22 protein-coding genes are annotated in these 25,167 nt (G+C 72.8%); 10 read left to right on the top strand and 12 right to left on the bottom strand.

What is annotated here, in order from left to right; genetic code table 11:
- Positions 1-184 precede the first annotated feature (184 nt).
- From ACZ516_RS17295 to ACZ516_RS17280, 4 genes are all read left to right on the top strand, one after another.
- Positions 185-1,489: a low temperature requirement protein A gene (locus ACZ516_RS17295; protein ID WP_469010882.1), complete on the top strand. Its 1,305-nt coding sequence runs from the start codon at positions 185-187 to the stop codon at positions 1,487-1,489.
- 13 nt (positions 1,490-1,502) lie between these two features.
- Positions 1,503-2,681 carry a P1 family peptidase gene (locus ACZ516_RS17290; RefSeq protein ID WP_469010881.1) on the top strand — a complete coding sequence of 393 codons (1,179 nt, stop codon included), beginning with the start codon at positions 1,503-1,505 and terminating at the stop codon, positions 2,679-2,681.
- Positions 2,682-2,809: 128 nt separating this feature from the next.
- Positions 2,810-4,027, top strand: a complete 1,218-nt coding sequence (locus ACZ516_RS17285) for a L,D-transpeptidase (protein WP_358583733.1) — start codon at positions 2,810-2,812, stop codon at positions 4,025-4,027.
- Between the two features lie 143 nt (positions 4,028-4,170).
- Complete coding sequence (locus ACZ516_RS17280; protein ID WP_469010879.1) at positions 4,171-4,926, top strand: DUF6227 family protein; 756 nt, start codon at positions 4,171-4,173, stop codon at positions 4,924-4,926.
- Here ACZ516_RS17280 and ACZ516_RS17275 read toward each other — a convergent pair.
- The 5 genes from ACZ516_RS17275 to ACZ516_RS17255 form a co-directional block, all read right to left on the bottom strand.
- Positions 4,923-5,177, bottom strand: a complete 255-nt coding sequence (locus tag ACZ516_RS17275) for a hypothetical protein (RefSeq protein ID WP_469010878.1) — start codon at positions 5,175-5,177, stop codon at positions 4,923-4,925. The two genes, ACZ516_RS17280 and ACZ516_RS17275, sit on opposite strands and share 4 nt — an antisense overlap.
- Positions 5,178-5,269: 92 nt before the next feature.
- Positions 5,270-7,363: a PTS fructose transporter subunit IIABC gene (locus tag ACZ516_RS17270; protein WP_469010876.1), complete on the bottom strand. Its 2,094-nt coding sequence runs from the start codon at positions 7,361-7,363 to the stop codon at positions 5,270-5,272.
- Between the two features lie 67 nt (positions 7,364-7,430).
- On the bottom strand, positions 7,431-8,378 hold the full coding sequence (pfkB, locus tag ACZ516_RS17265) for a 1-phosphofructokinase (RefSeq protein ID WP_469010874.1): 948 nt from the start codon (positions 8,376-8,378) through the stop codon (positions 7,431-7,433).
- Positions 8,375-9,136: a DeoR/GlpR family DNA-binding transcription regulator gene (locus ACZ516_RS17260; protein WP_361077897.1), complete on the bottom strand. Its 762-nt coding sequence runs from the start codon at positions 9,134-9,136 to the stop codon at positions 8,375-8,377. The genes pfkB and ACZ516_RS17260 overlap by 4 nt, the downstream gene beginning before the upstream one ends.
- 227 nt (positions 9,137-9,363) lie before the next feature.
- On the bottom strand, positions 9,364-10,887 hold the full coding sequence (locus ACZ516_RS17255; protein ID WP_361077900.1) for an MFS transporter: 1,524 nt from the start codon (positions 10,885-10,887) through the stop codon (positions 9,364-9,366).
- A gap of 118 nt (positions 10,888-11,005) precedes the next feature.
- Between ACZ516_RS17255 and ACZ516_RS17250 the strand changes: the two genes are divergently transcribed.
- Positions 11,006-12,013, top strand: a complete 1,008-nt coding sequence (locus ACZ516_RS17250) for a helix-turn-helix transcriptional regulator (RefSeq protein ID WP_358583747.1) — start codon at positions 11,006-11,008, stop codon at positions 12,011-12,013.
- 49 nt (positions 12,014-12,062) lie between these two features.
- Here ACZ516_RS17250 and ACZ516_RS17245 read toward each other — a convergent pair whose 3' ends face one another.
- Positions 12,063-13,061 (bottom strand): sigma-70 family RNA polymerase sigma factor, encoded by a 999-nt coding sequence (locus ACZ516_RS17245; RefSeq protein ID WP_361077903.1) that lies wholly within the window; start codon positions 13,059-13,061, stop codon positions 12,063-12,065.
- A 211-nt stretch (positions 13,062-13,272) separates the two neighbouring features.
- On the opposite strand from ACZ516_RS17245, the gene ACZ516_RS17240 reads away from it, so the two are divergent.
- The gene (locus tag ACZ516_RS17240; protein WP_469010871.1) at positions 13,273-13,845 is read left to right on the top strand and encodes a GNAT family N-acetyltransferase; all 573 of its coding nucleotides are present in this window, start codon (positions 13,273-13,275) and stop codon (positions 13,843-13,845) included.
- Positions 13,846-13,893: 48 nt separating this feature from the next.
- Positions 13,894-14,961, top strand: a complete 1,068-nt coding sequence (locus ACZ516_RS17235) for a questin oxidase family protein (protein WP_469010870.1) — start codon at positions 13,894-13,896, stop codon at positions 14,959-14,961.
- Here the strand turns inward: ACZ516_RS17235 and ACZ516_RS17230 are convergent.
- Complete coding sequence (locus tag ACZ516_RS17230; RefSeq protein ID WP_469011034.1) at positions 14,958-15,719, bottom strand: dioxygenase family protein; 762 nt, start codon at positions 15,717-15,719, stop codon at positions 14,958-14,960. The genes ACZ516_RS17235 and ACZ516_RS17230 overlap by 4 nt on opposite strands.
- A 161-nt stretch (positions 15,720-15,880) precedes the next feature.
- On the opposite strand from ACZ516_RS17230, the gene ACZ516_RS17225 reads away from it, so the two are divergent.
- On the top strand, positions 15,881-16,396 hold the full coding sequence (locus tag ACZ516_RS17225; protein WP_358583754.1) for a MarR family winged helix-turn-helix transcriptional regulator: 516 nt from the start codon (positions 15,881-15,883) through the stop codon (positions 16,394-16,396).
- Between the two features lie 28 nt (positions 16,397-16,424).
- Here ACZ516_RS17225 and ACZ516_RS17220 read toward each other — a convergent pair whose 3' ends face one another.
- Positions 16,425-17,924 carry an MFS transporter gene (locus tag ACZ516_RS17220; RefSeq protein WP_358698650.1) on the bottom strand — a complete coding sequence of 500 codons (1,500 nt, stop codon included), beginning with the start codon at positions 17,922-17,924 and terminating at the stop codon, positions 16,425-16,427.
- Between the two features lie 91 nt (positions 17,925-18,015).
- On the bottom strand, positions 18,016-18,672 hold the full coding sequence (locus ACZ516_RS17215) for a TetR/AcrR family transcriptional regulator (protein ID WP_358698651.1): 657 nt from the start codon (positions 18,670-18,672) through the stop codon (positions 18,016-18,018).
- A gap of 360 nt (positions 18,673-19,032) precedes the next feature.
- On the opposite strand from ACZ516_RS17215, the gene ACZ516_RS17210 reads away from it, so the two are divergent.
- Complete coding sequence (locus ACZ516_RS17210) at positions 19,033-20,316, top strand: M6 family metalloprotease domain-containing protein (RefSeq protein ID WP_469010868.1); 1,284 nt, start codon at positions 19,033-19,035, stop codon at positions 20,314-20,316.
- On the opposite strand, the gene rho is transcribed toward ACZ516_RS17210, so the two are convergent.
- On the bottom strand, positions 20,303-21,499 hold the full coding sequence (gene rho, locus ACZ516_RS17205; RefSeq protein WP_361077915.1) for a transcription termination factor Rho: 1,197 nt from the start codon (positions 21,497-21,499) through the stop codon (positions 20,303-20,305). The genes ACZ516_RS17210 and rho overlap by 14 nt on opposite strands.
- Positions 21,500-21,808: 309 nt before the next feature.
- Complete coding sequence (locus ACZ516_RS17200) at positions 21,809-22,603, bottom strand: ABC transporter ATP-binding protein (protein ID WP_358583760.1); 795 nt, start codon at positions 22,601-22,603, stop codon at positions 21,809-21,811.
- Between the two features lie 127 nt (positions 22,604-22,730).
- Between ACZ516_RS17200 and ACZ516_RS17195 the strand changes: the two genes are divergently transcribed.
- On the top strand, positions 22,731-23,729 hold the full coding sequence (locus tag ACZ516_RS17195; protein ID WP_469010866.1) for an ABC transporter substrate-binding protein: 999 nt from the start codon (positions 22,731-22,733) through the stop codon (positions 23,727-23,729).
- Here ACZ516_RS17195 and ACZ516_RS17190 read toward each other — a convergent pair.
- The gene (locus ACZ516_RS17190; protein WP_469010865.1) at positions 23,716-25,002 is read right to left on the bottom strand and encodes a M20 family metallopeptidase; all 1,287 of its coding nucleotides are present in this window, start codon (positions 25,000-25,002) and stop codon (positions 23,716-23,718) included. The two genes, ACZ516_RS17195 and ACZ516_RS17190, sit on opposite strands and share 14 nt — an antisense overlap.
- Between the last annotated feature and the right edge of the window lie 165 nt (positions 25,003-25,167).

Genomic DNA, 25,167 nt, shown 5'->3' with positions numbered 1-25,167 from the left:
CCGTGGCTGTCAGACGGCCTGGAGGCCCTGGGGCGCGAAGATCCCCATCTCCTCGGTCTCGGCGATCCGCGCCGCATGTGGAAGCGGGCGAGCGAGCCCAAAGGCGTGAAGCTCGGCAAGGCTTCGGATCCTGCGGGCCCCCCGGGTCCCGGATCGGCGCGCGGCGTCTGCTGTTGTGGTCCGCATGACGTCATCCCCACACCCCGCCGACTCCCCACACTCCCCCGACCCCTTGCACCGCTCCCACGCCTCCCCCTCCCCCGACCCCGCACGGTCCTCCGACCCCGTACGGCCTTCCGAGCCCTCGCACGCCTCCGACTCCTCCGCCCCGGCCGGGCCCCTGCGGCCGCTCCTCGCGCGAGGGCGGGAGGAGCGGCACCGGGCCGCGACACCGCTGGAGCTCTTCTTCGACCTCTGTTTCGTCGTGGCGGTCGCCCAGGCCGGTGTGGAGCTGGTGCACGCCGTCGCCGAGGGGCATGCGGGCGAGGGCGTCCTCAACTACGCGATGGTCTTCTTCGCGCTGTTCTGGGCCTGGGTCAACTTCTCCTGGTTCTCCTCGGCGTACGACAACGACGACGCGCTGTTCCGTGTGGTCACACTGATCCAGATCGCCGGCGTCCTGGTCTTCGCGGCCGGGGTCTCCAAGGCCTGCCAGGAGCACGACTTCCTGCTGATCTGGCTCGGCTACCTCATCATGCGGATCGCCCTGTCCTCCCAGTGGCTGCGCGCGGCGAGGGCGGCGACGGGCGCGGAGCGCACGACCGCCCTGCGGTACGCGACCGGCGTGGTGCTCTGCCAGATCGGCTGGTCGGGGCTGCTGTTCCTTCCGGAGGACGGCCGGCTGTGGCTGTTCCTCGTGATGGCGGTCGCCGAGATGTGCGTGCCGGTGATCGCGGAGCGGACGTACACCACGGCCTGGCACCCGCACCACATCTCGGAGCGGTACGGCCTCTTCACGATCATCGTGCTGGGCGAGACGATCGCGGCGGCGACGGTCGCGGTGAAGTCGGGCATCGAGGAGAACGACGCCCTGGACGAACTCCTGCCGATCGCCGCGGGCGGTCTGCTCATCGTCTTCGCCGCGTGGTGGATCTACTTCGTCGTGCCGGCCCATGGGCTGCTGCGCGACAACCGCCAGGCGTTCCTGTGGGGATACGGCCACTACGTGATCCTCGGCTCGGCCGCGGCGATCGGTGCCGGGATCGAGGTGGCGGTCGAACAGGCCGTGGGCGAGGCGCATCTGTCGACGACGGCCGCGTCCGCCGCGGTCACGGTGCCGACGGCGCTGTACCTGATCACCGTATGGGCGCTGCACGCGCGGTACTTCAAGGTGGGGCTCGCCCAGCAGATGGTGTTGCCGGTGAGCGCGTTGGCGACGCTGGCGAGTACGTTCGCCGGGCGCTGGGCGGTGCTCGTCGCGGGGCTCGTGGCGACGGCGACGGTCGCGACGGGGGTGACGCTCACCTCCCGGACGAGCCGCCGGGCGTGATACGCATCGGCGTATGACCCCTGACTCCGCCCCTGACTCCCTGAACACGGTGACCGCGAGCGCGGTGACTGCGAGCGCGGTGACCGCGAGCGCCGTGACTGCGAGCGCGGTGACCGCCGGCGCGGGTGGCTCCCTGACCGACGTCGCGGGGCTGCGCGTCGGGCACGCCACCCTGACCGGTGACGGGCGGCTGACCGGCACCACCGTGGTGCTGGCGCCCGAGGGGGGCGTCGTCGCCGCCGTGGACGTGCGCGGCGGCGGGCCCGGCACCCGCGAGACGGACGCCCTCGACCCGCGCAACCTCGTGCGGGGCGTGGAGGCCATCGTCCTCACCGGCGGCAGCGCGTACGGCCTGGACTCGGCGGCCGGGGTGATGGCGTGGCTGGAGGAGCACGGGCGCGGGGTGCGCGTCGGCGCCGATCCCGCCCACGTCGTGCCCGTCGTGCCGGCCGCCTGCGTGTTCGACCTGGGCCGGGGCGGTGACTTCCGGGCCCGGCCGGACGCGGCGACCGGCCGGGCGGCGGTGGAGGCGGCGGCGCGCACCGAGCCGTTCACCCCCGTCGTGGAGGGCAACGTCGGCGCGGGGACCGGGGCCGTGGTCGGCAGGTTCAAGGGCGGTGTCGGCAGCGCGAGCGTCCGTCTCGGCTCGGGCGTCACCGTCGCGGCGCTGGCCGTGGCGAACGCGGCGGGGTCGGGGGTCGACCCGGGGACGGGCGCGCTGTACGGGCGGTACTTCGAGGGGCGGCGGGTCGAGTACCCCGCGCCGGAGGTCCACGAGGAGGCGCTGCGGCATCTGGCCGAGGCCGCCGCCGAGCACGGGCCGCCGCCCCTCAACACCACCCTCGCCGTCGTCGCCACCGACGCGGACCTGACCAAGGCTCAGGCGCGGAAGCTCGCGGGCACGTCCCACGACGGGATGGCGCGCGCCGTGCGCCCCGTCCACCTGCTCAACGACGGCGACACGGTCTTCGCGCTCGCCACCGGGGAGCGCCCGCTGGACGCCGGGAACCCGCTGGCGCTCAACGAGATCCTCGCCGCGGGTGCCGACCTCGTGACGGCGTCGATCGTGCGGGCGTTGCTGGCGGCGGAGTCGGTGCGGACGCCGGGCGGCGCGTTCCCGGCGTACCTCGACCTCTATCCGGGGCCTCGCTTCCCGGCCGCCGGGCGGGGCAAAGGGGCAGCCATGGGGTAAATGCCCGCCCAGGTGGCCGAATTGGGCGCCATAAATGTGCCCGCGCTCACACACGGCGGAGGGAACTACTCCGCACGCCGGGCCGCTCTTTACTCGTACTGGATCAGAACCCGTACTTGGAGCAGCTCGTGACAAGGTCAGTCATAGTCAACCCCCGGCGCCGTGCCCTGCTGGCCGCCACCGCGCTCGCCGCCGTGGGCGCGCTGACCCTCACCGCCTGTGGCGGGGACGCGGGTGCCAAGGACGACAAGAAGGGCGCGAACGAGTCGGCCAAGGGCGCCGACATCACCATCTCGTCCAAGGACGGCGCCACCGACGCCTCGATCAACGCCACCAGCGTCAAGGTCAAGGGCGGCAAGCTGACGAGCGTGAAGATGACGTCGGTGACGTCCGGCGCCGCGGTGGAGGGGACCCTCTCCGGCGACGGCACCTCCTGGAAGCCAAAGGGCCAGCTGGAGCGCGGCACCAAGTACAAGGTGACCGCCAACGCCAAGGACCCCAAGGGCAACGCGGCGACGGAGAACGCGACGTTCACCACCGTCTCCACCGCCAACAGCTTCATCGGCAGCTACACCCCGGACGGCGGGGCCACCGTCGGCGTCGGCATGCCGGTCTCCTTCAACTTCGACAAGGCGATCACGCAGAAGAAGGACGTCCAGTCGCACATCACGGTGACGTCCAGCAGCGGTCAGAAGGTCGTCGGCCACTGGTTCGGCGACCAGCGCCTGGACTTCCGGCCCGAGGAGTACTGGAAGGCCGGCTCCAAGGTCACCATGAAGATCGACCTGGACGGCGTGAAGGGCGGCAACGGCATCACGGGCGTGCAGCACAAGACGGTCACCTTCACCGTCGGCCGCGCGCAGGTCTCCACCGTCGACGTGCAGGCCAAGAAGATGACGGTCGAGCGGGACGGCAAGGTCATCAAGACCGTCCCGATCTCCGCGGGCAGCCCCTCGAACCCGACGTACAACGGCAAGATGGTGATCTCCGAGAAGTTCACCCAGACCCGTATGAACGGCGACACGGTGGGCTTCGGCGGTGAGTACGACATCAAGGACGTGCCGCACGCCATGCGCCTGTCCACGTCGGGCACCTTCATCCACGGCAACTACTGGGGCTCGCCCTCGGTCTTCGGCAGCGCCAACACCAGCCACGGCTGCGTCGGCCTCCAGGACGCGCGCGGTGCGGGCGACCCGAACACCATGGGTGCCTGGTTCTTCAACAACTCCCTGATCGGTGACGTCGTGACCGTCAAGGGCTCGCCCGACAAGACGATCGCCCCGGACAACGGCCTCAACGGCTGGAACATGTCGTGGAGCGAGTGGACGGCGGGCAGCGCGAGCTGACGCCGCCGGCCCGGACCAACCGCGCGAGCCACGTGGGAACTTGCCACGTGGCTCGCGCGTTTTCCCGTTCCCGGGCATGATGTCCGATCCAGGGGCTACGGTATGCACTCACCAGGTGACATGCAGCAACGCCGGGAGAAGCCTTGAGCGTTCCGTACGACACGGCGTACGAGCCACCCGAGTCGCCCGACCCACACTCCCCGGAGGAGCATCTCGAGCGACTCCTCGGCCGTGCCCTCAACTCCTTCGACCTGCCGGACGAGGTGCTGGCCCGCCTCGACTCGGCCCTCGCCCACGACAGTGCCCTGCACTCCGCGCACCACAGCGCCGGCCTGCACCGCGAGACGTACAGACACACCTGGCTCCTCGCCGACGCGTCCGTGCTCACCCTCTGGGAACTGGTGCACAACACCTCGCCGGGCAGCGCCCCGACGTACGAGCTGTACGCCGACGAGGAGGAGGCGGGCGTCGCCACCTCGCGGCTGCCGCTGCCGCCCGATCCGCCCGACCGCGGCCGGCCTCTGCCGCTCCAGATGCCCGCCGACCCCGCGCCGCGCCACACGTACGTGTCGGACGACTCCGCGGACCACGCGCGCAGACTGCTGCGCCGCGCGGAGAACGCGGACCGCCCCGGCGAGGACGTCGCGCGGCTGCTGCGCTCGGCGTTCGCGCACCAGATAACGCAGGCGTTCGGCCGTCCCGCCCTCACGGGCGGGGCGCGTCCCGGCTTCGCGCTCTACGAGCACGCGTTCCTGCTCTTCGACGGCGGCGAGGTCAGCCTGTGGGAGGTCGAGCACACGCTGACCCCCGACGGCCGCCACATGTGCGAGGTGTACGCGACCCAGGAGGCGGCCCGCGCCGCGATGGAGCGCAGAGCCGGGAACACGGCGGCGGGTTAAGGGCGCCGCTCGCCGAACTGGCGTACGAGACCGGCGAAGGCGGCCCGTTCGGCCGAGGTGAGTTCCACGCTCTCCCAGTGCGGTGGGCCCTGCTGGCCGGGCAGGACGCCCAGGCCGTGGGCCTGGCGCCCCGCCCCTGCCTGGGTGCGCTCCCTGCGCATCACCCGCACCAGGCCGACGGCCCAGACCGCGGTCGCCACGGCGAGCACGGCCACGCCCAGCTGCTGAACGATCGAGACATCCCGGAACATGCGGCCCAGTAGACAACAAGGGAGGGGACTTCCGACAGGGGGGTTATGGGGCTTAGGTCCCGAAGTGACGCACGTCGCACCACCCCCCTGGGTCAGACGGCCGTCGGCACCCGCTCCGTGGCGTCCGTCCCGGCCGCCGTCCGCGCCTCGGTCGTGGCGTCCACGGGTGTCGCCTTGCGGGCGCTCTTCAACAGGACGACCACGAGCGTGGACACGCCGACGCCGGCGGCGATCGCGACGAGGTAGAGCAACGGTTCCCCGATCAGCGGGACCACGAAGACACCGCCGTGCGGGGCGCGCAGTGTGCAGCCGAACGCCATCGACAGGGCGCCGGTGACCGCGCCGCCCGCCATCGAGGCGGGGATGACCCGCAGCGGGTCGGCGGCCGCGAACGGAATCGCGCCCTCGGTGATGAAGGAGGCGCCGAGGAACCAGGCCGCCTTGCCGTTCTCCCGTTCGGGCGCGGTGAACAGGCGCCCGCGCACGGTCGTGGCGAGGGCCATGGCCAGCGGCGGGACCATGCCGGCCGCCATCGTCGCGGCCATGACCTTGAGGCCGCCGTCGGTCGGGTGGGTGAGGCCGCCGATCGCGAAGGCGTAGGCGACCTTGTTCAGCGGGCCGCCGAGGTCGAAGCACATCATCAGGCCGAGGATGACGCCGAGGATGACGGCGTTGGCGCCGGACAGGCCCTCCAGCCAGTCGGTCAGCGCGCTCTGGAGCGAGGCGATGGGCTTGCCGACGACGAGGAACATCAGGAAGCCGACCACCGCCGAGGAGATCAGCGGGATCACCACCACCGGCATGATGCCGCGCAGCACGGCCGGGACGCGGGCCCGCTGGATGCCGAGGACGACGGCACCCGCGATCAGACCGGCGGCGAGCCCGCCGAGGAAGCCCGCTTTGATGGTGACGGCGACCGATCCGCCCACGAAGCCGGGGACGAGGCCGGGCCTGTCCGCCATCCCGTACGCGATGTAGCCCGCGAGGACCGGGACCAGGAAGGCGAAGGCGAGTCCGCCGATCTGGAACAGCAGCGCGGCCCAGCTGGTGTGCTCCGTCCAGATGAAGTGCTCGGCGACGGACGGCGCCTTGTCGATCTTCCAGCCGCCGATGGCGAAGCCGAGGGCGATGAGCAGGCCGCCGGCCGCGACGAAGGGGACCATGTAACTGACGCCGGACATCAGCCACTTGCGGAGCTTGGTGGCGTAACCGTCGTCGCTGTCGCCCGCGCTCTCGACCGGGGACGGCTTGTCCGGCGCCGGCGTCGTCTCGCCGCGGGCCGCCTTGCGGCGGACTTCCGCGAGGAGTTCCGCCGGGCGGTTGACGGCGGCCTTGACGCCCACGTCAACGGTGGGCTTGCCCGCGAAGCGCGTCTTGTCCCGCACGGGGACGTCGTGGGCGAACAGGACGCCGTCCGCCGCGGCGACGACCGCCGGGTCCAGGCGGGTGAAGCCGGCCGAGCCCTGCGTCTCCACGCTGATCTCGACGCCCGCCTCGCGGGCCGCGCTCTCCAGTGCCTGGGCCGCCATGTACGTGTGGGCGATGCCCGTGGGACAGGACGTCACCGCCACGACGCGGAACGGCTCCGCCGGCGTCCCGTCGTCCCGCGTCCGCGGCTCGGCAGGCTCCTGGTCCGCGCCGGACGCGGAGGACACGGAGGGTTCGGAAGGCGAGGAGGGCGCGGAAGGTTCGGAGGGCGCGGAAGGTTCGGAGGGGGCAGAGGGCTCCCCGTCGGCCGGCCGGGTGCCCCGGATCAGGTCCGTGGCCGTCCCGGCGTCCGTCGCGGCCCGCAGCGCGGCCGTGAACTCGGCGTCCATCAGCTGCCGGGCCAGCGACGACAGGATCGTCAGATGGGCGTCGTCCGCGCCCGCCGGGGCGGCGATGAGGAAGATCAGGTCGGCCGGTCCGTCCGGCGCCCCGAAGTCGATGCCCCGGGCCGAGCGGCCGAACGCCAGGGTGGGCTCGGTAACGTGCGCGCTGCGGCAGTGCGGGATGCCGATGCCGCCGTCCAGGCCGGTCGGCATCTGCGCCTCGCGGGCCGCGACGTCGGCGAGGAAGCCGTCCAGGTCCCTCACGCGCCCGAGGGCCGCCATGCGCTCGGCCAGGGAGCGCGCCGCGGCCTCCTTGGTTTCCGCGGACCGGTCGAGATCGAGGTCGACCAGGTCCGCAGTGATCATCTCGGTCATCGCGGGCTCCTTCGCACGCGTATCGCCCGGCGGGCGGGGGCTTTCGGGGGGACGGGGGCGGGGCGGTTCACGCGGCGGGCTCCGTCAGGACGCGGTCCAGCGGGACCTCGGCCGTCACGGTGACCGCGTCCGGCCGCAGGTCGCGGGGCGCCGGCATCACACTGCCCGGCAGCTGGACCGCGGCGGCGCCGTGCGCCACGGCGGAGGCGAGGGCCTTTGGCCCGTGGCCGCCCGCGATCAGGAAGCCCGCCAGGGAGGAGTCACCGGCGCCGACGTTGCTGCGTACGGCCGCGACCGGGGCGCTCGCGAAGTGCGCGCCCGCGTCGTCGACGAGCAGCTGGCCGTCCGCGCCGAGGCTGGCGAGAACGGCGCGCGCGCCCAGCGCCCGCAGCTCCTCCGCCGCCTTGAGGGCGTCGCCGACGGTGGCGAGGGGGCGGCCGACGGCGGCGGCCAGTTCCTCGGCGTTGGGCTTGACGACGTCCGGGCGCCCGGCGAGCGCAGCGAGCAGGGCGGGGCCCGAGGTGTCCAGGGCGATCCGGGCGCCCGCGGCGTGGGCGCGGGCCACCAGCTCGGCGTACCAGGAGGGGGCGAGGCCGCGCGGGAGGCTGCCGCAGCAGGCGATCCAGTCGGCGCCGGCGGACTTCTCGCCGACGGCGGCGAGCAGGGCCGTCGCCTCGGCCCCGGACAGTTCGGGACCGGGTGCGTTGATCTTCGTGAGGGTGCCGTCCGGTTCGGCGACGGCGATGTTGGAACGCGTCTGCCCGGCCACCGGCACCGGGGCGGCCTCGATGCCCTGTTCGTCGAGGAGGGCCGCGACCAGCGCGCCGGGGGCGCCGCCGAGGGGCAGCACGGCGATGGTGCGTACGCCCGCCGCCGCCACGGCCCGCGAGACGTTGACGCCCTTGCCGCCCGGGTCCATGCGGTCGCCGGTGGCGCGGACGACCTCGCCGCGGTCGAGTGCGGGGACCTCGTAGGTGCGGTCCAGCGAGGGGTTCGGGGTGACGGTGAGGATCATGCGCGTACTACTTCCGTGCCCGCGCGCTCGATGGCGGCGGCGTCTTCGGGGGCGAGGCCGGTGTCCGTGATCAGCAGGTCGACGTCGGTGAGGTCGCCGAAGCGGGCGAAGTGCTCCTGGCCGTGCTTGGCGGAGTCCGCGAGCAGGACGACCCGGCGGGCGGCGGCGACGGCGGCGCGCTTCACGGCGGCCTCGGCGAGGTCGGGGGTGGTGAGGCCGGCCTGGGCGGAGAAGCCGTTGGCGGCGAGGAAGAGCACGTCGGCGCGGATCTCCCCGTACGCGCGCAGGGCCCACGCGTCGACGGCCGCCCGCGTGCGCCGCCGGACCCGGCCGCCGATGAGGTGCAGCTGGATGCCCGGGTGGTCGGCGAGGCGGGCGGCGGTCGGCAGGCTGTGCGTGACGACGGTGAGCGTCGACTCCAGCGGGAGGGCCGCGGCGAGCCGGGCGACGGTCGAGCCGGCGTCCAGGACGGCGCTGCCCTCGGCCGGCAGCTCGGCGAGGGCGGCGCGGGCGATGCGGTCCTTCTCGTCGGCGGCGGTGCTCTCGCGCTCGGCGAGGTCCGGTTCGAAGTCGAGGCGCCCGACCGGAATGGCCCCGCCGTGCACGCGGCGCACGAGTCCGGCGCGGTCCAGCGCCTTCAGGTCGCGGCGGATGGTCTCCGCGGTGACCGCGAACTCCTCGGCCAGCGACAGGACGTCCACCCGCCCGCCGTCGCGTGCGAGCCGCAGGATCTCCTGCTGCCGCTCCGGTGCGTACATGTCCGTTTGCCTCCGCCGCATGCCCGAGCTTGTGGTTTCCCCGGCAGAGTACGGCCGGGTAGGCGGAAAGTAAACAAGTTCGGGCAGGAAGTGGGCACAAGCGGGCTCAGGGCAGAGGCCGAGAAACGCGCGGACCCCCGCGCCCTGAGGGGCACGGGGGTCGCACGGCACTGGGCACGGCATCGCTCGGCGCGGGGTCCGCCCCGGGAGAGGGCCGCGCCCCGGTGTCAGTGGCTCAGCGCGGCCTCGCGCTCGGGCGCCTCGGGCTCCGGCGCGACGGGGGCGCCGCCCTCCACCTGCTGCTTCGGCTTCGCCGGGAGCGCGAACATGAGCAGGAAGATGACCACGAGCACGCCCGCCGCCCACCCCAGCGCGTTCTCGAAGCCGGCCTCGAACTCCGCGGGGAGCCGGTACGGCGCGACCTCCTCGTCGATCACGCCGAAGAAGACGACCGACACCAGGCCGAGGCCGAGCGCGGTGCCCATCTGCTGCACGGTGTTGATGAGCCCGGAGGCCGAACCCGCGTGCTCGCGCGGCACGTCGGACAGGACCGCGTCCGTCAGCGGCGCCACGATGAGCCCCATGCCGACGCCCATCACGACCAGGGGCAGCGCCATCTGCCAGGGCGCGATGCCGGTGCCGTACCGGTCCACCTCCCAGATGTAGACCAGCAGGCCCGCGGCCATCGTCAGGGCGCCCGCCTGGAGCACCTTGCGGCCGAAGCGGGGCACCAGCTTCTGCACCGACATGCCCGCCGCCGCCGAGACGGCGATCGAGAACGGCACGCCCGTCAGACCCGAGCGCAGCGGGGTCCAGCCGAGGCCGAGCTGCATGTACAGGGTCCAGACGAGGAAGAAGATGCCCATCACGACGCCGAAGACGGTCTGCACGGCGATGCCCGCGGCGAAGCTCTTCACCTTGAACAGCGACAGCTCCACGAGCGGCGAGCCGTCCTTCGCGGTCTTCCACCTCTCGTACGCGACCAGCGCGCCGAAGACGACGAGGGAGCCGGCCATCATGACGTACCCCCACGTCGGCCAGCCCAGCTCGCGGCCGCGGGTGAGGGGGTAGATCAGCAGCAGCATGCCGAGGGTGACCAGGACGACGCCGACCAGGTCGAGCTTGAGGGCCCTCGGGGCCTTGGACTCCGTGATGAACTTCCGGCCGAGGAGGACGCCCGCGATGCCGACCGGCAGGTTGATCAGGAAGATCGGCCGCCACTCCAGGCCGAAGAGGTTCCACTCCGTGAGCAGCGCGCCGAGCAGCGGTCCGGAGACCGCGCCCAGGCCGACGATCATGCCGAAGAGCCCGAAGACCTTGCCGCGCTCGTGCGCGGGGAATGTCGCGTGCACGATGGACAGCACCTGCGGCACCATCAGCGAGGCCATGGCGCCCTGGAGGATGCGGGAGGCGACCAGCATCTCCGGGTTGGCGGCCAGACCGCACAGCGCGGAGGCCACGGTGAAGCCGGTGATGCCTATCAGGAAGAGCCGCTTGCGGCCGTGGATGTCGCCGAGCCGTCCGCCCGTGATGAGTCCGGCGGCGAACGCGAGCGCGTAACCGGCGGTGATCCACTGGATCTGGCTGTAGGTGGCGCCCTGGTCCCGCTGGATCGACGGGATCGCGATGTTGACGATGGTGACGTCCACGAGGTCCATGAAGGCGGCGGTCATCACGATGGCCAGGGCGAGCCACCGGCGCCGGTCCGCCGCCGGCGGGGCTTCGGGCAGGGTGCTGGGGGAAGAACTCATGCCGGAAGGCTAGAAGGCATGTAGGTCATAACAGTTCCTATATCCACGGCATGCTGGATGCCATGACGACGACCGAGGGTCCGACGAGGACCGCGCCGCTGCTCCGGGCGGCCGGCGCGTGACCGGGGCGACGGGCGCCCAGACGCCCATCCGGCTGCTGCAACTGCTCTCGCTGCTCCAGGCGCCCCGCGAGTGGCCCGGCAGCGAGCTGTCCGAGCGGCTCGGGGTGAGCCGGCGCACGGTGCGGCGCGACGTGGACCGGCTGCGGGACCTCGGCTATCCGGTGCAGGCGACCCAGGGCGCCCTCGGCGGGTACCGCCTGGTCGCGGGCAAGGCCATGCCGCCGCTGGTCCTCGACGACGAGGAGGCGGTGGCCATCGCGGTGGGGCTGCGGGCCGGGGCGGGGCACGCGGTGGAGGGCGTGGAGGAGGCGTCCGTGCGGGCGCTCGCCAAGCTGGAGCAGGTCCTGCCGGCGCGGCTGCGCCACCGGGTGTCGGCGCTGCAGATCGCGACGATGCCGCTGACCGGCGGGGACGGGGCGAGCATCGCGCCGGAGACGCTGACGGTGATGGCGTCGGCCACGGCCGGCCACGAGCGCCTGCGGTTCGCCTACCGCACGGGGGACGGCACCGAGTCGCGGCGCCTGACGGAGCCCTACCGCCTGGTCTCGACCGGGCGGCGCTGGTATCTCGTGGCGTACGACATCGACCGCGAGGACTGGCGCACCTTCCGCGTCGACCGGATCGCGGAGCCCTTCCCCACGGGGGCGCGGTTCGTGCCCAGGGAGCTGCCGAAGGGGGGCGCCGCGGAGTTCATCCGCCAGTCGGTGTGGCGGGGGCAGGAGGCGTACGAGATCGACGTGACGTTCGCCGCGCCCGCGGAGTTCGTGACGGCCAGGCTGCCGTCGACGCTCGGCGCGGTCGAGCCGCTGGACGCGGGCCGCTGCCGGCTGCGCGGCAGGGCGACGGACTCCGTCGAGTGGCTCGCGGTCCGCCTGGCGGTGACCGACTGCGACTTCACGGCCCACGGGCCGCCGGAACTGATCGACTGCCTCCGGGAGATGGGCGGCCGCCTCACCCGGGCGGCCGCCGGGCACCCCGACGAGGGCCCGGTCCGCCCCGCCTAGCCGCGCGCGGGCCTCGGCCGCAGGGGGGATGAGGGGCCCCGCGCAGGCCCTAGGCGACCGCGTCGAAGCCCGTGTCCCGTGCCAGCTTCTTCAGCTCCAGCAGGGCGTGCTTCTCGATCTGGCGGATCCGCTCGCGGGTGAGCCCGTGCTCCTTGCCGACCTCCGTCAGCGTCCGCTCGCGGCCGTCGTCGATGCCGTACCGCATCTTGATGATGGAGGCCGTGCGCTGGTCGAGGCGGCCGATCAGGCCGTCCAGCTCCTCGCTGCGCAGCAGCGACAGGACGGACTGCTCGGGCGAGACCGCGGAGGTGTCCTCCAGGAGGTCGCCGAACTGGGTGTCGCCCTGGTCGTCCACACCCATGTTCAGCGAGACCGGGTCGCGGGCCCAGTCCAGGACGTCGATGACGCGCTCGGGCGTCGAGGACAGCTCGGCGGCGATCTCCGCGGGCTCCGGCTCGCGGCCGTGCTCGCGGTTGAACTCGCGCTGCACGCGGCGGATGCGGCCCAGCTCCTCCACCAGGTGGACGGGGAGGCGGATGGTGCGCGACTGGTCGGCTATCGAGCGCGTGATGGCCTGGCGGATCCACCACGTGGCGTACGTGGAGAACTTGAAACCCTTGGCGTAGTCGAACTTCTCGACGGCGCGCACCAGGCCCGCGTTCCCCTCCTGGATCAGGTCGAGGAGGGGCAGGCCGCTGCGCGGATAGCGGCGGGCGACCGCGACGACCAGGCGCAGGTTCGACCGGATGAAGACGTCCTTGGCCCGCTCGCCGTCGGCGACGAGGGCTGCCAGCTCCTCGCGGTCCGCGGTGACCTTGCTGTCCTCGACCTCGCCGTCCAGGATCTTGCGGGCGTACACACCCGCTTCGATGATCTGGGACAGCTCCACTTCCTTGGCGGCGTCGAGCAGCGGCGTACGCGCGATCTCGTCGAGGTACATGCCGACCAGGTCGCGGTCGGCGATCTCCCCGCCTACGGCGCGAACACTGCGTGCCGCATCGGTCTCGCCGGAGGCGGACTTACGACGGGCGACGGCACGGGTTGCCATGCGTGCTCCCTTGCGTGTGGTGTCCTGGTCGGCCCTCTTGCCGGGGCCTGCTGTGTGTCGGCCCCAGTGGGGCCTGTGTGGCGGATGGCACACCTTCGAGTGCCCTGCATCCGATGGAAACAACGACTGGAATCCGGACAGAATTCCCATGCGGCGCTTCTTTTTTCCTGACGGTGCAGTACCCTGTCGCGCCACACGGGGAGGGCAGTCGATGACAGAACGTGCGCGGGTGCAGGTCAGGCCGGGGGTCGAGAGCGATCTCGAAGCCCTCACCGACCTCTACAACCACTACGTACGTGAGACGGCCATCACCTTCGACACCGTCGCCTTCCTGCCGGAACAGCGCCGCCCCTGGCTGCTCTCCCACCCCAAAGACGGCCCTCACCGTCTTCTGGTTGCCCAGGAAACGCGTTCCGACGCACGCCCCGGCCGACTCCTCGGCTACGCGACCAGCGGCCCGCTGCGCCCGAAGCCCGCCTACGCCACCTCCGTCGAGGTCAGCGTGTACTGCGCCCCGCACGCCGCGGGCCGCGGCATCGGCACCCTCCTGTACACGGCGCTCTTCGCGGCCCTGGAGCGCGAGGACCTGCACCGCGCCTACGCCGGGATCGCCCTGCCGAACCCGGCCTCGGTCCGCCTGCACGAGCGCTTCGGCTTCCGGCACGTGGGCACGTACGAGGAAGTGGGCAGGAAGTTCGGGCGGTACTGGGACGTCGCCTGGTACGAGCGGCCCCTCGGCCCTCCTCGGCCCCCGGACCTAGGGCCGGGACAGGGCCCGCCCTAGGTCTCCGGGCCGTTACGGGCCGCCCGGCCGGGGGCCTACCGTCCCGGCATGAGCGACACCACTGCCGGCACGACCGACCCCACGGGCATCCTCGACGAGGCCTTAGAGCGGCTGCACGGCTTCGGGCCCGAGCGGCTGGGGCGGCTCACCAACCACGCGCCGATGGCCGTCGAGGCGCTCGCCGCGCGCGGGCAGGCGGGGGCGGTCCACCGCTGGCTCGATCGCTACGCCCCGAAGCTGGAGGACCTGCCCGCCCCCGTCGCGCCGATCACCGACGCGGACCGGCACACCGCCCTCGGCGATCCGCGCCGGGCGGCCGACTGGATCGGCCACTTCGGCCGGGAGATCGCCGCGCGGCCCTGGCGCGACGTGCTCGCCGAGTGGTGGCCCGTGCTGCTGCCGGGGATGTACGGGGGCTCGACGCACCCCGTGATCCGGGTGGGCCACGCCGTGCGGGCCCTGGCGGGGGGCGAGACCACGCCCCGCCTGGCCGAACTGGCACACGGCCTCGGCTACTGGGCCGCCCGGCACCGCCCGGTCACCGGCCTGGCCCGACTGCCGGGCGCCGCGAGCGCCGCCGAGGCCCTGGACGCGGTGCCCCCCATCACGGACCGGGCGGCGGGCGGCTTCCCCGACCGGCTCGCCCGGGTGCGCGGGCTGCCGGTGTGGGCCGCCTCCGTGACGGACCCCGACCAGGCGCGGCGGGCGCTGACCGAGCTGGTGCGGGCGGCCACGCACCGGTACGCCACGCACGGCCACGGCGACGAGGTGATGCTCGTCCACGCGGCGACGGCCCCCAACGCCGTGCTGCGCGCCCTGCCCGCGCTCCCTCGCGCGCTGTGGGTGCCGAGTCTGCGCGCCGCCTGGACGGCGTCGGCGGCGGTCACCGCCATGTACGCGCCGGACTCGCCGGTCGCGTACGAGCCACGGGGCTCCGTCGCCGCGGCGGAGGTGGTCGAGCTGGCGCTGGCGCACGGCGACGAGCACGTCATCAAGTTCGCGGACACGGCGCTCGACATCGGTGATGAGCGGGCGCTGGCCTCGGCGCTGCGGGCGGTCGAGCTGGGTGAGCCGCTCGGGTGGCCGGGCGGCCGCCCGGTCGCGGGCCCGCGCTAGCCGAACTGCACCGACCGCTTCGCCAGCCCCATCCAGAACCCGTCGATGACGCTGCGCTGCCCGGCGAGGTCCCCCGTGGCGTCGGCGGCGCCGAGGGTCACGAAGAGCGGGGCGAAGTGCTCGGTGCGGGGGTGGGCGAGGTGCCCGGCGGGGGACGCGTGGCCGAAGTCGAGGAGCGCGTCCACGTCGCCCGCCGCGAGGGCCTCCTTCCCCCAGGCGTCGAACTCGGCGGACCAGGAGGGGGTGCCGTCCTGCCGCAGCGCGGCCAGGTTGTGCGTGAAGAAGCCGCTGCCCACGATCAGGACGCCCTCGTCGCGCAGCGGCGCGAGCCTGCGGCCGAGGTCCATGAGGCGGCGCGGTTCCAGGGTCGGCAGGGAGATCTGGAGCACGGGGATGTCGGCGTCGGGGTACATCTCCACGAGCGGGACGTACGCGCCGTGGTCGAGACCCCGGTCCGGCACGTCCTGCACGGGTACGCCGGGGGCGCGCAGCAGTTTGCGCACGGAGTCCGCGAGGGTGGGGGCGCCCGGGGCGGCGTACGTCACCTGGTAGTAGCGCTCGGGGAAGCCCCAGAAGTCGTACACGAGCGGCGCGGTCGCGGTGGCGCCGAGGGCCAGGGGCGCCTCTTCCCAGTGGGCGGAGACCATGAGGATCGCCCGGGGGCGGGGCAGGCCGGCGGACCAGGCGGCCAGTTCGGCGGGCCACACGGGGTCGTCGGCGAGCGGCGGCGCGCCGTGGCTCAGGTACAGGGCGGGCATGCGGGTCATCGCGCACCTCCGGGCTGCGGGTGGGGGCCTTGGGGGCCGGGTGACGGGACCCTTCGGCCGACCGAGGCATCTACTTGAACTCTCAAGCTTTACGCTCGACGGTACGCGTGGTTTGTTCAAAGTTCAAGGAAGGGCCTCGTACAGTGGAGTACATGGACATGGCACCCACTCCTCCCGCAGACGGCGGACCGCGCTGGCTGGACGGCGACGAACAGCGCGTTTGGCGGTCCTACCTCCAGGCGAGCACCCTCCTCGACGACTTCCTCGACCGTCAGCTCCAGCGCGACGCGGGCATGCCGCACATGTACTACGGGCTATTGGTCCAGTTGTCCGACGCCCCCCGGCGGCGGCTGCGGATGACCGAGCTGGCCAAGACGATGAAGATCACCCGGTCCCGGCTCTCGCACGCGGTCGCGCGTCTGGAGAAGAGCGGCTGGGTGCGCCGCGAGGACTGCCCCTCCGACAAGCGGGGCCAGCTCGCGATCCTCACCGACGAGGGGTTCGAGGTGCTGCGCAGGACCGCCCCCGGCCATGTCGCCGCCGTACGCCAGGCACTGTTCGACCGGCTCACCCCGGAACAGCAGAAGTCCCTCGGCGAGATCATGACGATCGTCGCCGAGGGACTTCAGCCGAAGGAGGCGGGGGCCGACCTCCCCTGGCTCCGCTAGGAGACCCTGCCCGGGTGAGCGGGCGGGGTCAGTGGGCCATCACCGGGATCTTCAGCTCGTCCTCGGTGCCCTCCAGCGCGTCGCCGGAGGCCGCGGGGCCGCCCTGGTGGCCGGTGTTGATGAACGTCGCCGCGATCAGGGCGGCGACCGCGAGGATGCCGACCGCCCACCAGATGGCGCTGGTGTAGCCCTCGACCATGGCCTGCGCCTTGACGAGCCTCAGGTCGGCGCCGCCGGCCACGTGGTCCGCGAGGTACGCGGAGGTCGCGGAGGCGGCGATGGTGTTCAGCAGGGCCGTGCCGATGGCGCCGCCGACCTGCTGCGAGGTGTTGACCATCGCGGAGGCGACACCGGCGTCACGGGGCTCGACGCCGTGCGTGGACAGCGACATGGCGGGCATGAACGCCGTACCCATGCCGAGGCCCAGCATCAGCTGCGCGGGCAGGATCAGACCGGCGTACGAGGTGCCGATCTCCAGCTGGGTCAGGAGCAGCATGCCGAGCGCGGCGAGCAGGAAGCCCGGGGCCATCAGCAGGCGCGGCGGGACGCGGGTCATCAGGCGGGCGCCGAGCTGCGTGGAGCCCACGATCATGCCGACGATCATCGGCAGGAAGGCGAAGCCGGTCTTGACCGGCGAGTAGCCCTTGACGATCTGCAGGTAGTACGTGAGGAACAGGAACAGGCCGAACATCGCGATGATGGCGAGGCCGAGCGAGAGGTAGACGCCACCGCGGTTGCGCTCGGTCAGCACGCGCAGCGGCAGCAGCGGCGACTTGACCTTGGACTCGGTGAGGACGAACGCGGCGAGCAGCACCGCCGACGCCACGAACATGCCGACCGTCACGGAGTCCGACCAGCCGTCGGACTCGGCGCGGGTGAAGCCGTAGACGAGCGCGACCAGGCCGAGGGTGGACAGGACCACGCCGGGGACGTCCAGCGGCGAGCGGTTGCGGGTGCCGGCCGGCTCGCGGATGACGAAGTACGCGCCGAGGGCGGCGATCACCGCGAAGGGGATGTTGACGAAGAACGTCCAGCGCCAGTTCAGGTACTCGGTGAGGAAGCCGCCGAGGATCAGGCCGACGGCGCCGCCGCCACCGGCGATCGCGCCGTAGATGCCGAAGGCCTTGGCGCGCTCCTTGGCGTCGGTGAACATCACCGCGAGCAGCGAGAGGGCGGCGGGCGCGAGCAGCGCGCCGAACACGCCCTGGAGGGCGCGGGCGCCCAGCATCATGGCCTCGCCGGTCGCGGCGCCGCCGAGCGCGGAGGCCGCGGCGAAGCCGATGAGGCCGGTCACGAAGGTGCGCTTGCGGCCCCACAGGTCGGCGATGCGGCCGCCGAAGAGCAGCAGACCGCCGAAGGCGAGCGCGTAGGCCGTGATGACCCACTGGCGGTTGCCGTCGGATATGCCGAGGTCCTGCTGGGCGGAGGGCAGCGCGATGTTCACGATGGTCGCGTCGAGGACGACCATCAGCTGTGCGAGGGCGATGAAGACGAGGGCTTTCCAGCGTCTCGGATCTGCTGCAGACATGGGTGTGCCACCTAGCGGTACGAAAGTGTGAACAACGATGTGGGAAAAGACGGCGGACCCGGCCCCGGGCCGGCCCCGCCGCACGGCGGGGTCAGCGCTTGCGGAGGTCTTCCAAAGTCGCCGCCTCCCCCGGGAGTTCGGAGCGGGCGGGTGCCATCAGGCCGTCGAGGAACAGCTGGAGATGGCGGTGGACGAAGCGGTCCATGTTCGGGCAGGCCGTGCCGGGCAGCGGCCGGCCGAGCTGGGAGAGGGCGACCATGAGGTCACCGACGGCGATGTCGGTGCGCAGCTGCCCGGCCGCGCGGGCCCGCTCCACGAGGCCCTCGATCGACCGCTCCAGGTGATCGCGGGCGTCCAGCAGGTCGGGGTGGTCGTGGTCGAAGGCGGCCGACAGCATCGGGCACAGGGCGCCGATCCGTTCGTCGGCCGCGGCGTGGACGAAGGTGCGCAGGGCCGTGAAGGCGGCGCCCGGGTCGGCGTCGGCCGTGGCGATGCCCTGTTCGGCGTGGGCGGCGACGCGGCCGGTCACGTAGAGCACGACCTGGTGGATCAGTTCGGCGCGGTCGGCGAAGTGGCGGTAGAGCGTGGCGTTGCCGACGCCCGCCCGGCGCGCGATCTCGTCGAGGGGTACGTCGGATCCGTACTCCACGAGCATCTCGCGTGCGGCGGCGACGATCCGCTCCCGGTTGCGCAGGGCGTCGGCCCGCGGGCGGGGCGCTCGGCGCTGCGGGGCGGTGGCGGTGTCCACGGCGTGCTCCTCTGCTGACTCTTGCGGTGACGATCCGGGTGGCGATCGACGTTCTGTACGAGCGGCTGTCGCCGGGCGGCGACGGCGGTCGGTGTCCTGCGCCCGGTGCGATGCGGGGAGTGAGTCCCCGTTTCGCGCGGACACAGGTCTAAACGGGGAGACGGTCCCCGGATATTTCCCGCACCGGCCCTGAACCGCTGTGTCCCGCGTCACACCTGATGCGCCGGAAATACCCACGGGGGATCGGCGGAATACCCACGATCGGTCGCACCCAGCGCGCGCCCGCGCACCCCTCGGCACAGGGTGATCGGACAGGGTGCAGCCAGGACCGGCGGCTGCCGCTAGGTGGAAGGCCCACGCATGCAGCAGCCGATCTGGCGCCGGATAGGCCCCGCCCGTCGCGGTGTGGCCCTCGCATCGGTCACGGCACTCGCCCTCGCGGTCACCACCTCGGCGAGCACCGGACGGCTGATGGAGGACTCCCCCAGCGCGGCGGGCCCGGTGTCGATGGCCCGCGGGGCCACGCTCGGCCCCTGCATGATCAGCGGCACGATGGGCGTCCAGATGTCGGAGGGCATGCCCACCTCACCCGGCTACTCGCGCTCCACCGGCACCGTCCGCGCCCTGAACCTCATGGTCGACTTCTCCGACGCGCCCGGTCAGGGCAGCGCCATGGACCGGCTCGCGGAGTTCTTCCCGCAGACCTCGCAGTGGTTTCGCACCAGCTCCTACGGGCGCCTCGACTACCGCCCCGAGTCCCCCGTGCCCGACTGGCTGCGGATGCCCAAGCCGTTCGCGGAGTACGGGATAGAGCGCGGCGCCCCCTTCGACCCGGGCTACCGGGAGCTGGTGGAGGACATCGTGGCCGCCGCCGACCCGGACGTGGACTTCCGTACGTACGACCTGGTGAACGTCCTCGTCACCCCGAACGCCGGTCCCTCCGCGCTGGACACGGTCCTGTCGGTGACCTTCGCGGGCAATCACGAGGCGCCGGTCGCCGACGGCGTGCCGGTCTCCAACGCGTCCTTCGTCTACAGCCGGCAGGACGACGGCTCGGGCAGCTACCAGGAGACGGGCTACCGGGTGCTGCCGCACGAGAACGGCCACGTCTTCGGCCTGCCCGACCTCTACACGCAGGACGGCGGCGGCGCGGCCGGCCACTGGGACATCATGAGCGAGGACTGGGGCGCCAACAACGACCTGCTCGCCTGGCACAAGTGGAAGCTGGGCTGGCTCGACGACGACCAGGTCGGCTGCGCGGCCAGGACCGGCACCACCGAGCACGTCCTGACGCCGCTGGCCCGCTCCGGCGGCACGAAGCTCGCGTTCGTCCCGCTGACCGAGAAGACGGGGTACGCGATAGAGGCCCGTACCCAGGGCGGCAACGACGAGGCGGTCTGCAAGCCGGGCGTCCTGGTCTACCGGGTGGACGCGGACGTCGACACCGGCCACGGCCCGGTCACGGTCGCCGACTCGGCGGCGGACAGCGGCGGTTGCACCCGTCGGCCCAACGTCCACGCGGAACTCTCCGACGCGCCCTACGCCCCCGGCGAGACCTTCACCGACCGCCGGGCGGGGGTGCGGGTGACGGTGGCGGACGTGACGGACGGCGGGGATTACCGCGTGCACGTCACGCGGCCGTAGCGCCGTTCCCCGCCTGGGCGCTGGCGCTGCCCGCCCCCGGCACGGTCTGCTGCACCTGCCGCAGGAACGCGGCATTGCCCGGGGTCTTCCTCATGCGCTCGATCACCGTCTCCAGAGAGGCGTGGCTGTCCCTGCCGACCAGGGCCCGCCGCAGCCCGCGTACGGCGGTCAACTCGTCGTCCGTCAGGAGCAGTTCCTCCCTGCGGGTGCCGGAGGGGGTGATGTCGACGGCGGGGAAGAGGCGCCGGTCGGCGATGACGCGGTCGAGGCGCAGCTCCATGTTGCCGGTGCCCTTCAGCTCCTCGAAGTAGTAGTCGTCGGCGCGCGAGCCGGTGTCCACGAGGACGGTGGCGAGCATCGTCAGGGAGCCGCCCTCCTCGGCGAGCCGCGCGGCGCCGAAGAGCCGCTTGGGCCCCTGGATCGCGGTGGCGTCGACGCCGCCGCTGAGGGTCTTGCCGCCGCTGGAGGCGGCGTTGTTGTACGCCCGGCACAGCCGCGTCAGCGAGTCGAAGAGCATGACGACGTCCCGGCCCTGCTCGACCAGGCGCTTGGCGCGCTCCACGGCCAGCTCGGCGAGCGCGATGTGCTGCTTGGCGGGGCGGTCGAACGTCGAGGAGTACACCTCGCCGCGGACCGACCGCAGCATGTCGGTGACCTCCTCGGGCCGCTCGTCCAGCAGGACGACCATGAGGTGGCAGTCGGGGTGGTTCTCCGCGACCGCCGCGGCGATCTGCTGGAGCAGGATGGTCTTGCCGGTCTTCGGGGGCGCCACGATCAGGCCGCGCTGCCCCTTGCCGACGGGGGCGACGAGGTCGACGAGGCGTCCGGTGACGCCGCCGCCCGCGGACTCCAGGCGGAGCCTCTCGCGGGGGTGCAGCGGCGTCAGCTCCCCGAAGCGGGGCCGCCCGCGCAGGGCTTCGGGCCGGTGTCCGCCGACGCGGTGCACGCCGGTGAGGGTGCGGGCCCGCCCGGCGCACTCGCCCTCGACGAAGTCGCCGGTGCGCAGCCCGAGGCGCTGGACGAGGGGGGCGGGGACCTGGACGTCGTCGGAGGCCGGCAGGCACCCCTTGCCGCGCAGGAACCCGCGGCCGTCCCGGGCGATGTCGAGGACGCCGGTACAGGAGATGGGCGCGGTGGTGGCGGACGCGGTGCGCGAGACCGGTGCGGTCGCGGTGGCGGTCATGTGAGTGGTCCTTTCGCGGACGGGCAATGAGGGGGCCCTGCGGGGCGGCGATGACCACGCCCCGTACGACGGATGCTCCGTACGACAGGTGATCCATCCATCGGGTGATCCGTGCGGCGCATGCCGGGAACTGCCGAGTGAGCAGTGTGGGAGAAGGCCCGATCGGCCTGGAAGACCCCGAGAAGGGGAGCTGGGAGAGGAGTACGGGCGCCCTGAGACGAACCGGGGCGTACACACGTACTGCTCGCACCGTAGCACATGCCGTTACCGGCGCACCGGGAAACGCGCCGCCGCGCGTCCGGGGTGGGGTCAGCTCCGGGTGGCGGTGGGGCGCACCGCCGGGACCACGACCGGGGAGCCGTCCGCCGCCGAGCGCAGGATCTCCGCGTCGATGCCGTAGAGCGTCTTGACGAGTTCCGCGTCGACCACCTCGCGCGGCGGGCCCGTCGCCACGATCCGCCCGGCCAGCATGGCGACGACGACATCCGCGTACCGCGCCGCCGCGGCGAGGTCGTGGACGACCATCACGATGGTCCTGCCCTCCGCCGCGACCTGCCTGACCAGGTCGAGGACCTCCACCGCGTGGCCGATGTCGAGCGCGCTGGTCGGCTCGTCGAGCAGGACCACGGGGGTTTCCTGGGCCAGCGCCATGGCGAGCCAGCACCGCTGGCGCTGCCCGCCGGAGAGCTGGTCCAGGCGCCGTTCGGCGAGTTCCGCCGTGCCGGTGGCCTCCAGCGCCCGGGTCACGGCGCGCTCGTCCTCGGCGGACCACTGGCGGAACAGCCCCTGGTGGGGGTGGCGTCCGTACCGTACGAGGCCCGCTACCGTGACCGCCTCGGGCGCCTGCGGCGACTGTGGCAGGAGGGCCACGCGGTGGGCCGTCTCGCGCTGCTTGAGCCGCCAGATGTCGGCGTCGCCCGCGAAGACCCGCCCGGACACGGGCTGGTGGAGCCGCGCCATGCAGCGCAGGAGCGTCGACTTGCCGCAGCCGTTGGGGCCGACGATGGCCACCACCCGGCCGGATTCGACCGTGAGGTCCACGCCGTCGACGGCGGTGTGCGTGCCGCCGTAGCCGGCGGTGAGCTGCTCGACGCGGAGTTCCACGGGGCGTGCCTTTCCGAGTGCGAGGGGCTCACCCCTTGCCAGCTTGACCTAAGGTAAGGCTAACCTTAGCCAAAAGGGTGGTCGTTGACGACCACTTCATCATGTCCTCTTGATCCCGGAGCTGTTGATGACCGTCCCCCGCCGCCCCTTCTCCCTCGTCTCCCGAAGCGCGCCCCGGTCGGTCGCGGTGCTCGGCGCGGCGGCGCTGCTCCTGACGGGCTGCGGCTCGGACGACGGCTCCGACAAGGACTCCTCCGCCAAGGGCGGCTCCGGCTCCGCCGCCACCCGCACCATCAAGGACGCGACCGGCAAGGCGGTGAAGGTCCCCGCCCACCCCGAGCGCGTGGTGACGCTGACGCAGGAGGACCTGGACGCGGTGCTCGCGCTCGGCGTGAAGCCGGTCGGCATCACCAACGGCCAGGGCCTGGACAAGCCGCCGGCCTACCTCGCCGGCAAGGTCGAGGGCATCGACGTGGTCGGCAACCTCCTCCAGCCCGTCATGGACAAGGTCGTCGCCGCCAAGCCCGATCTGATCCTCGCCGGTGACATGCAGGACGAGCAGGTCCTGAAGCAGCTGCGCGAGATCACGCCCGCGACCGTCGTGACCATGGCGCCCACCGACGACTGGAAGCTGACCCTGCGGGGCATCGGCAACGCCGTGAACGCACTCCCGAAGGCCAACAAGGTCATCGCCGCCCACGAGAGCGCCGCCAAGGCCGCGGGGCAGAAGCTCGGCGCGAACAAGGGCGCCGAGGTGTCGATCGTGCGCTGGAACCCGGACGGCCCGAGCTGGATGGAGAACAAGCAGTTCGCCAGCGGTGTCGCCCTGGAGATGGGCCTGAAGCGGCCCAAGAACCAGAACAAGGACGGCAACGCGCACACCCCCTCGCTGAGCCTGGAGAAGATCAACGAGATCGACGGCGACTGGCTCTTCCTCTCCACGCTGACCTCGGACGGCGAGAAGGCCCTGAAGGACGTCCAGAAGAAGCCCGCCTACAAGGACCTCGGCGCGGTCGAGAAGAAGCACGTCGTGACCGTGGACGGCTCCGTGTGGTCGACCCGCGGCGGCCCGCTGGCCGCCGACGAGGTCATGCGCGACATCAGCGAGGCGCTCACGAAGAAGTAGCCCGCGCCCGTCGCCTGTACGCGAAGTCGGCCGCCGTCCACGCCATGCCGAGTGCGCCGTCCAGCAGGGCGCGCTCGGCGGCCGGGGAGACGGCGGCCGCCGCGAACTCCGGTTCGTGCGGCCCGCAGGCGCCGCCGCTGATGTCCAGGACGGGGTGGATGGACGGCACGAGGTGCGAGACGTTGCCCATGTCCGTGCAGGCGAAGGGCTCGCGCTCGACGGGTTCGGCGCGGCCGAGGGCCCGGGCGTTCGTCTGCCACAGGGCGATCAGCTCCGGGTCCCCCCGGAAGTCGAGGTAGTCGGGCTCGGGGCGCTCCAGGGTGACCTCGCAGCCGGTGGCCAGCGCTCCGGCGCGGAAGCAGTTCTCGACGCGTTCGCGCAGTTCGCGCAGGTCCTCGGCGGCCAGGGCGCGGATCTCGTACGAGGCGGTGGCGCGGTCCGGTATCGCGTTCGGCGCCGTGCCCGCCGCGGTCGTGATGCCGTGCACCCGCCAGTGGGGCGGCAGTTGCTGGCGCAGCAGGCCGAGCGCGACCTGTGCGACGGTCAGGGCATCGGCGGCGTTGCGGCCCTCGTGCGGGTTGAGGCTCGGGTGCGCGGACCTGCCCGTGTACGTCACCGAGAGCGTGCCGAGCGCGAACGAGCGGAAATCGGCCATCTCGAACGGGCAGGGGTGGACCATCATCGCCGCGTCCACGCCGTCGAAGGCGCCCGCGTCGATGAGCAGCGCCTTGCCCGCGCCGCGCTCCTCGGCCGGCGTCCCGAGCACCCGTACGGTCAGGCCGAGTTCGTCGGCGTACGGGGCCAGGGCGAGGGCCGCGCCGAGCCCCGCGGCGGCGATCAGGTTGTGGCCGCAGGCGTGGCCGAGGCCGGGCAGGGCGTCGTACTCACAGGCCAGGGCGACCGTGACGGGCCCGGAGCCGATGGTGGCGCTCACCGCGGTGTCCAGGCCGAAGGCGGGCGCGGTCACCTCGAAGCCGTGTTCGCCGAGGAGTTCGGCGCACCAGGCGGCCGCGCGGTGCTCCTCGAAGGCCGTCTCGGGGTGCGCGTGGATGCGGGCGCTGAGGGCGAGGAGGGCGGCGCGGTGGGTCTCGACCTCCTCGCGCAGGGCCGCCTTGAGGGCGGCCGGTTCGGCGTCGGTTGCCTTGAGGGCGGCCGGTTCGGCGTCGGTTGCCTTGAGGTCGGCGGTCGGGTCGATGGCGGTCGTTTCGGCGCGGGCTGTCGCGCGGTCGTGTGGGGCGGTCGTGAGGTCCGTGGGGGCGGTCGTCTTCTCCATGGCGAGCAAGATAGCTTAGGCTTACCTAAGTTGACGTGGGTGGGCCCGGGCGCGGGTCCGCGCCCAGGTTCGGTCACGCACGCCCACATTCGGTCACGCACGTCCAGGTTCGAGTCAGACACCGCCAGGTTCGGGTTCAGGTCCAGGTCCAGGTTCACGGGAGTC

The sequence above is a fragment of the Streptomyces sp. NPDC034037 genome (assembly GCF_055575715.1).
Note: the sequence above shows the minus strand (reverse complement) of the source record. Positions and strands in the feature narration are given on the sequence as shown.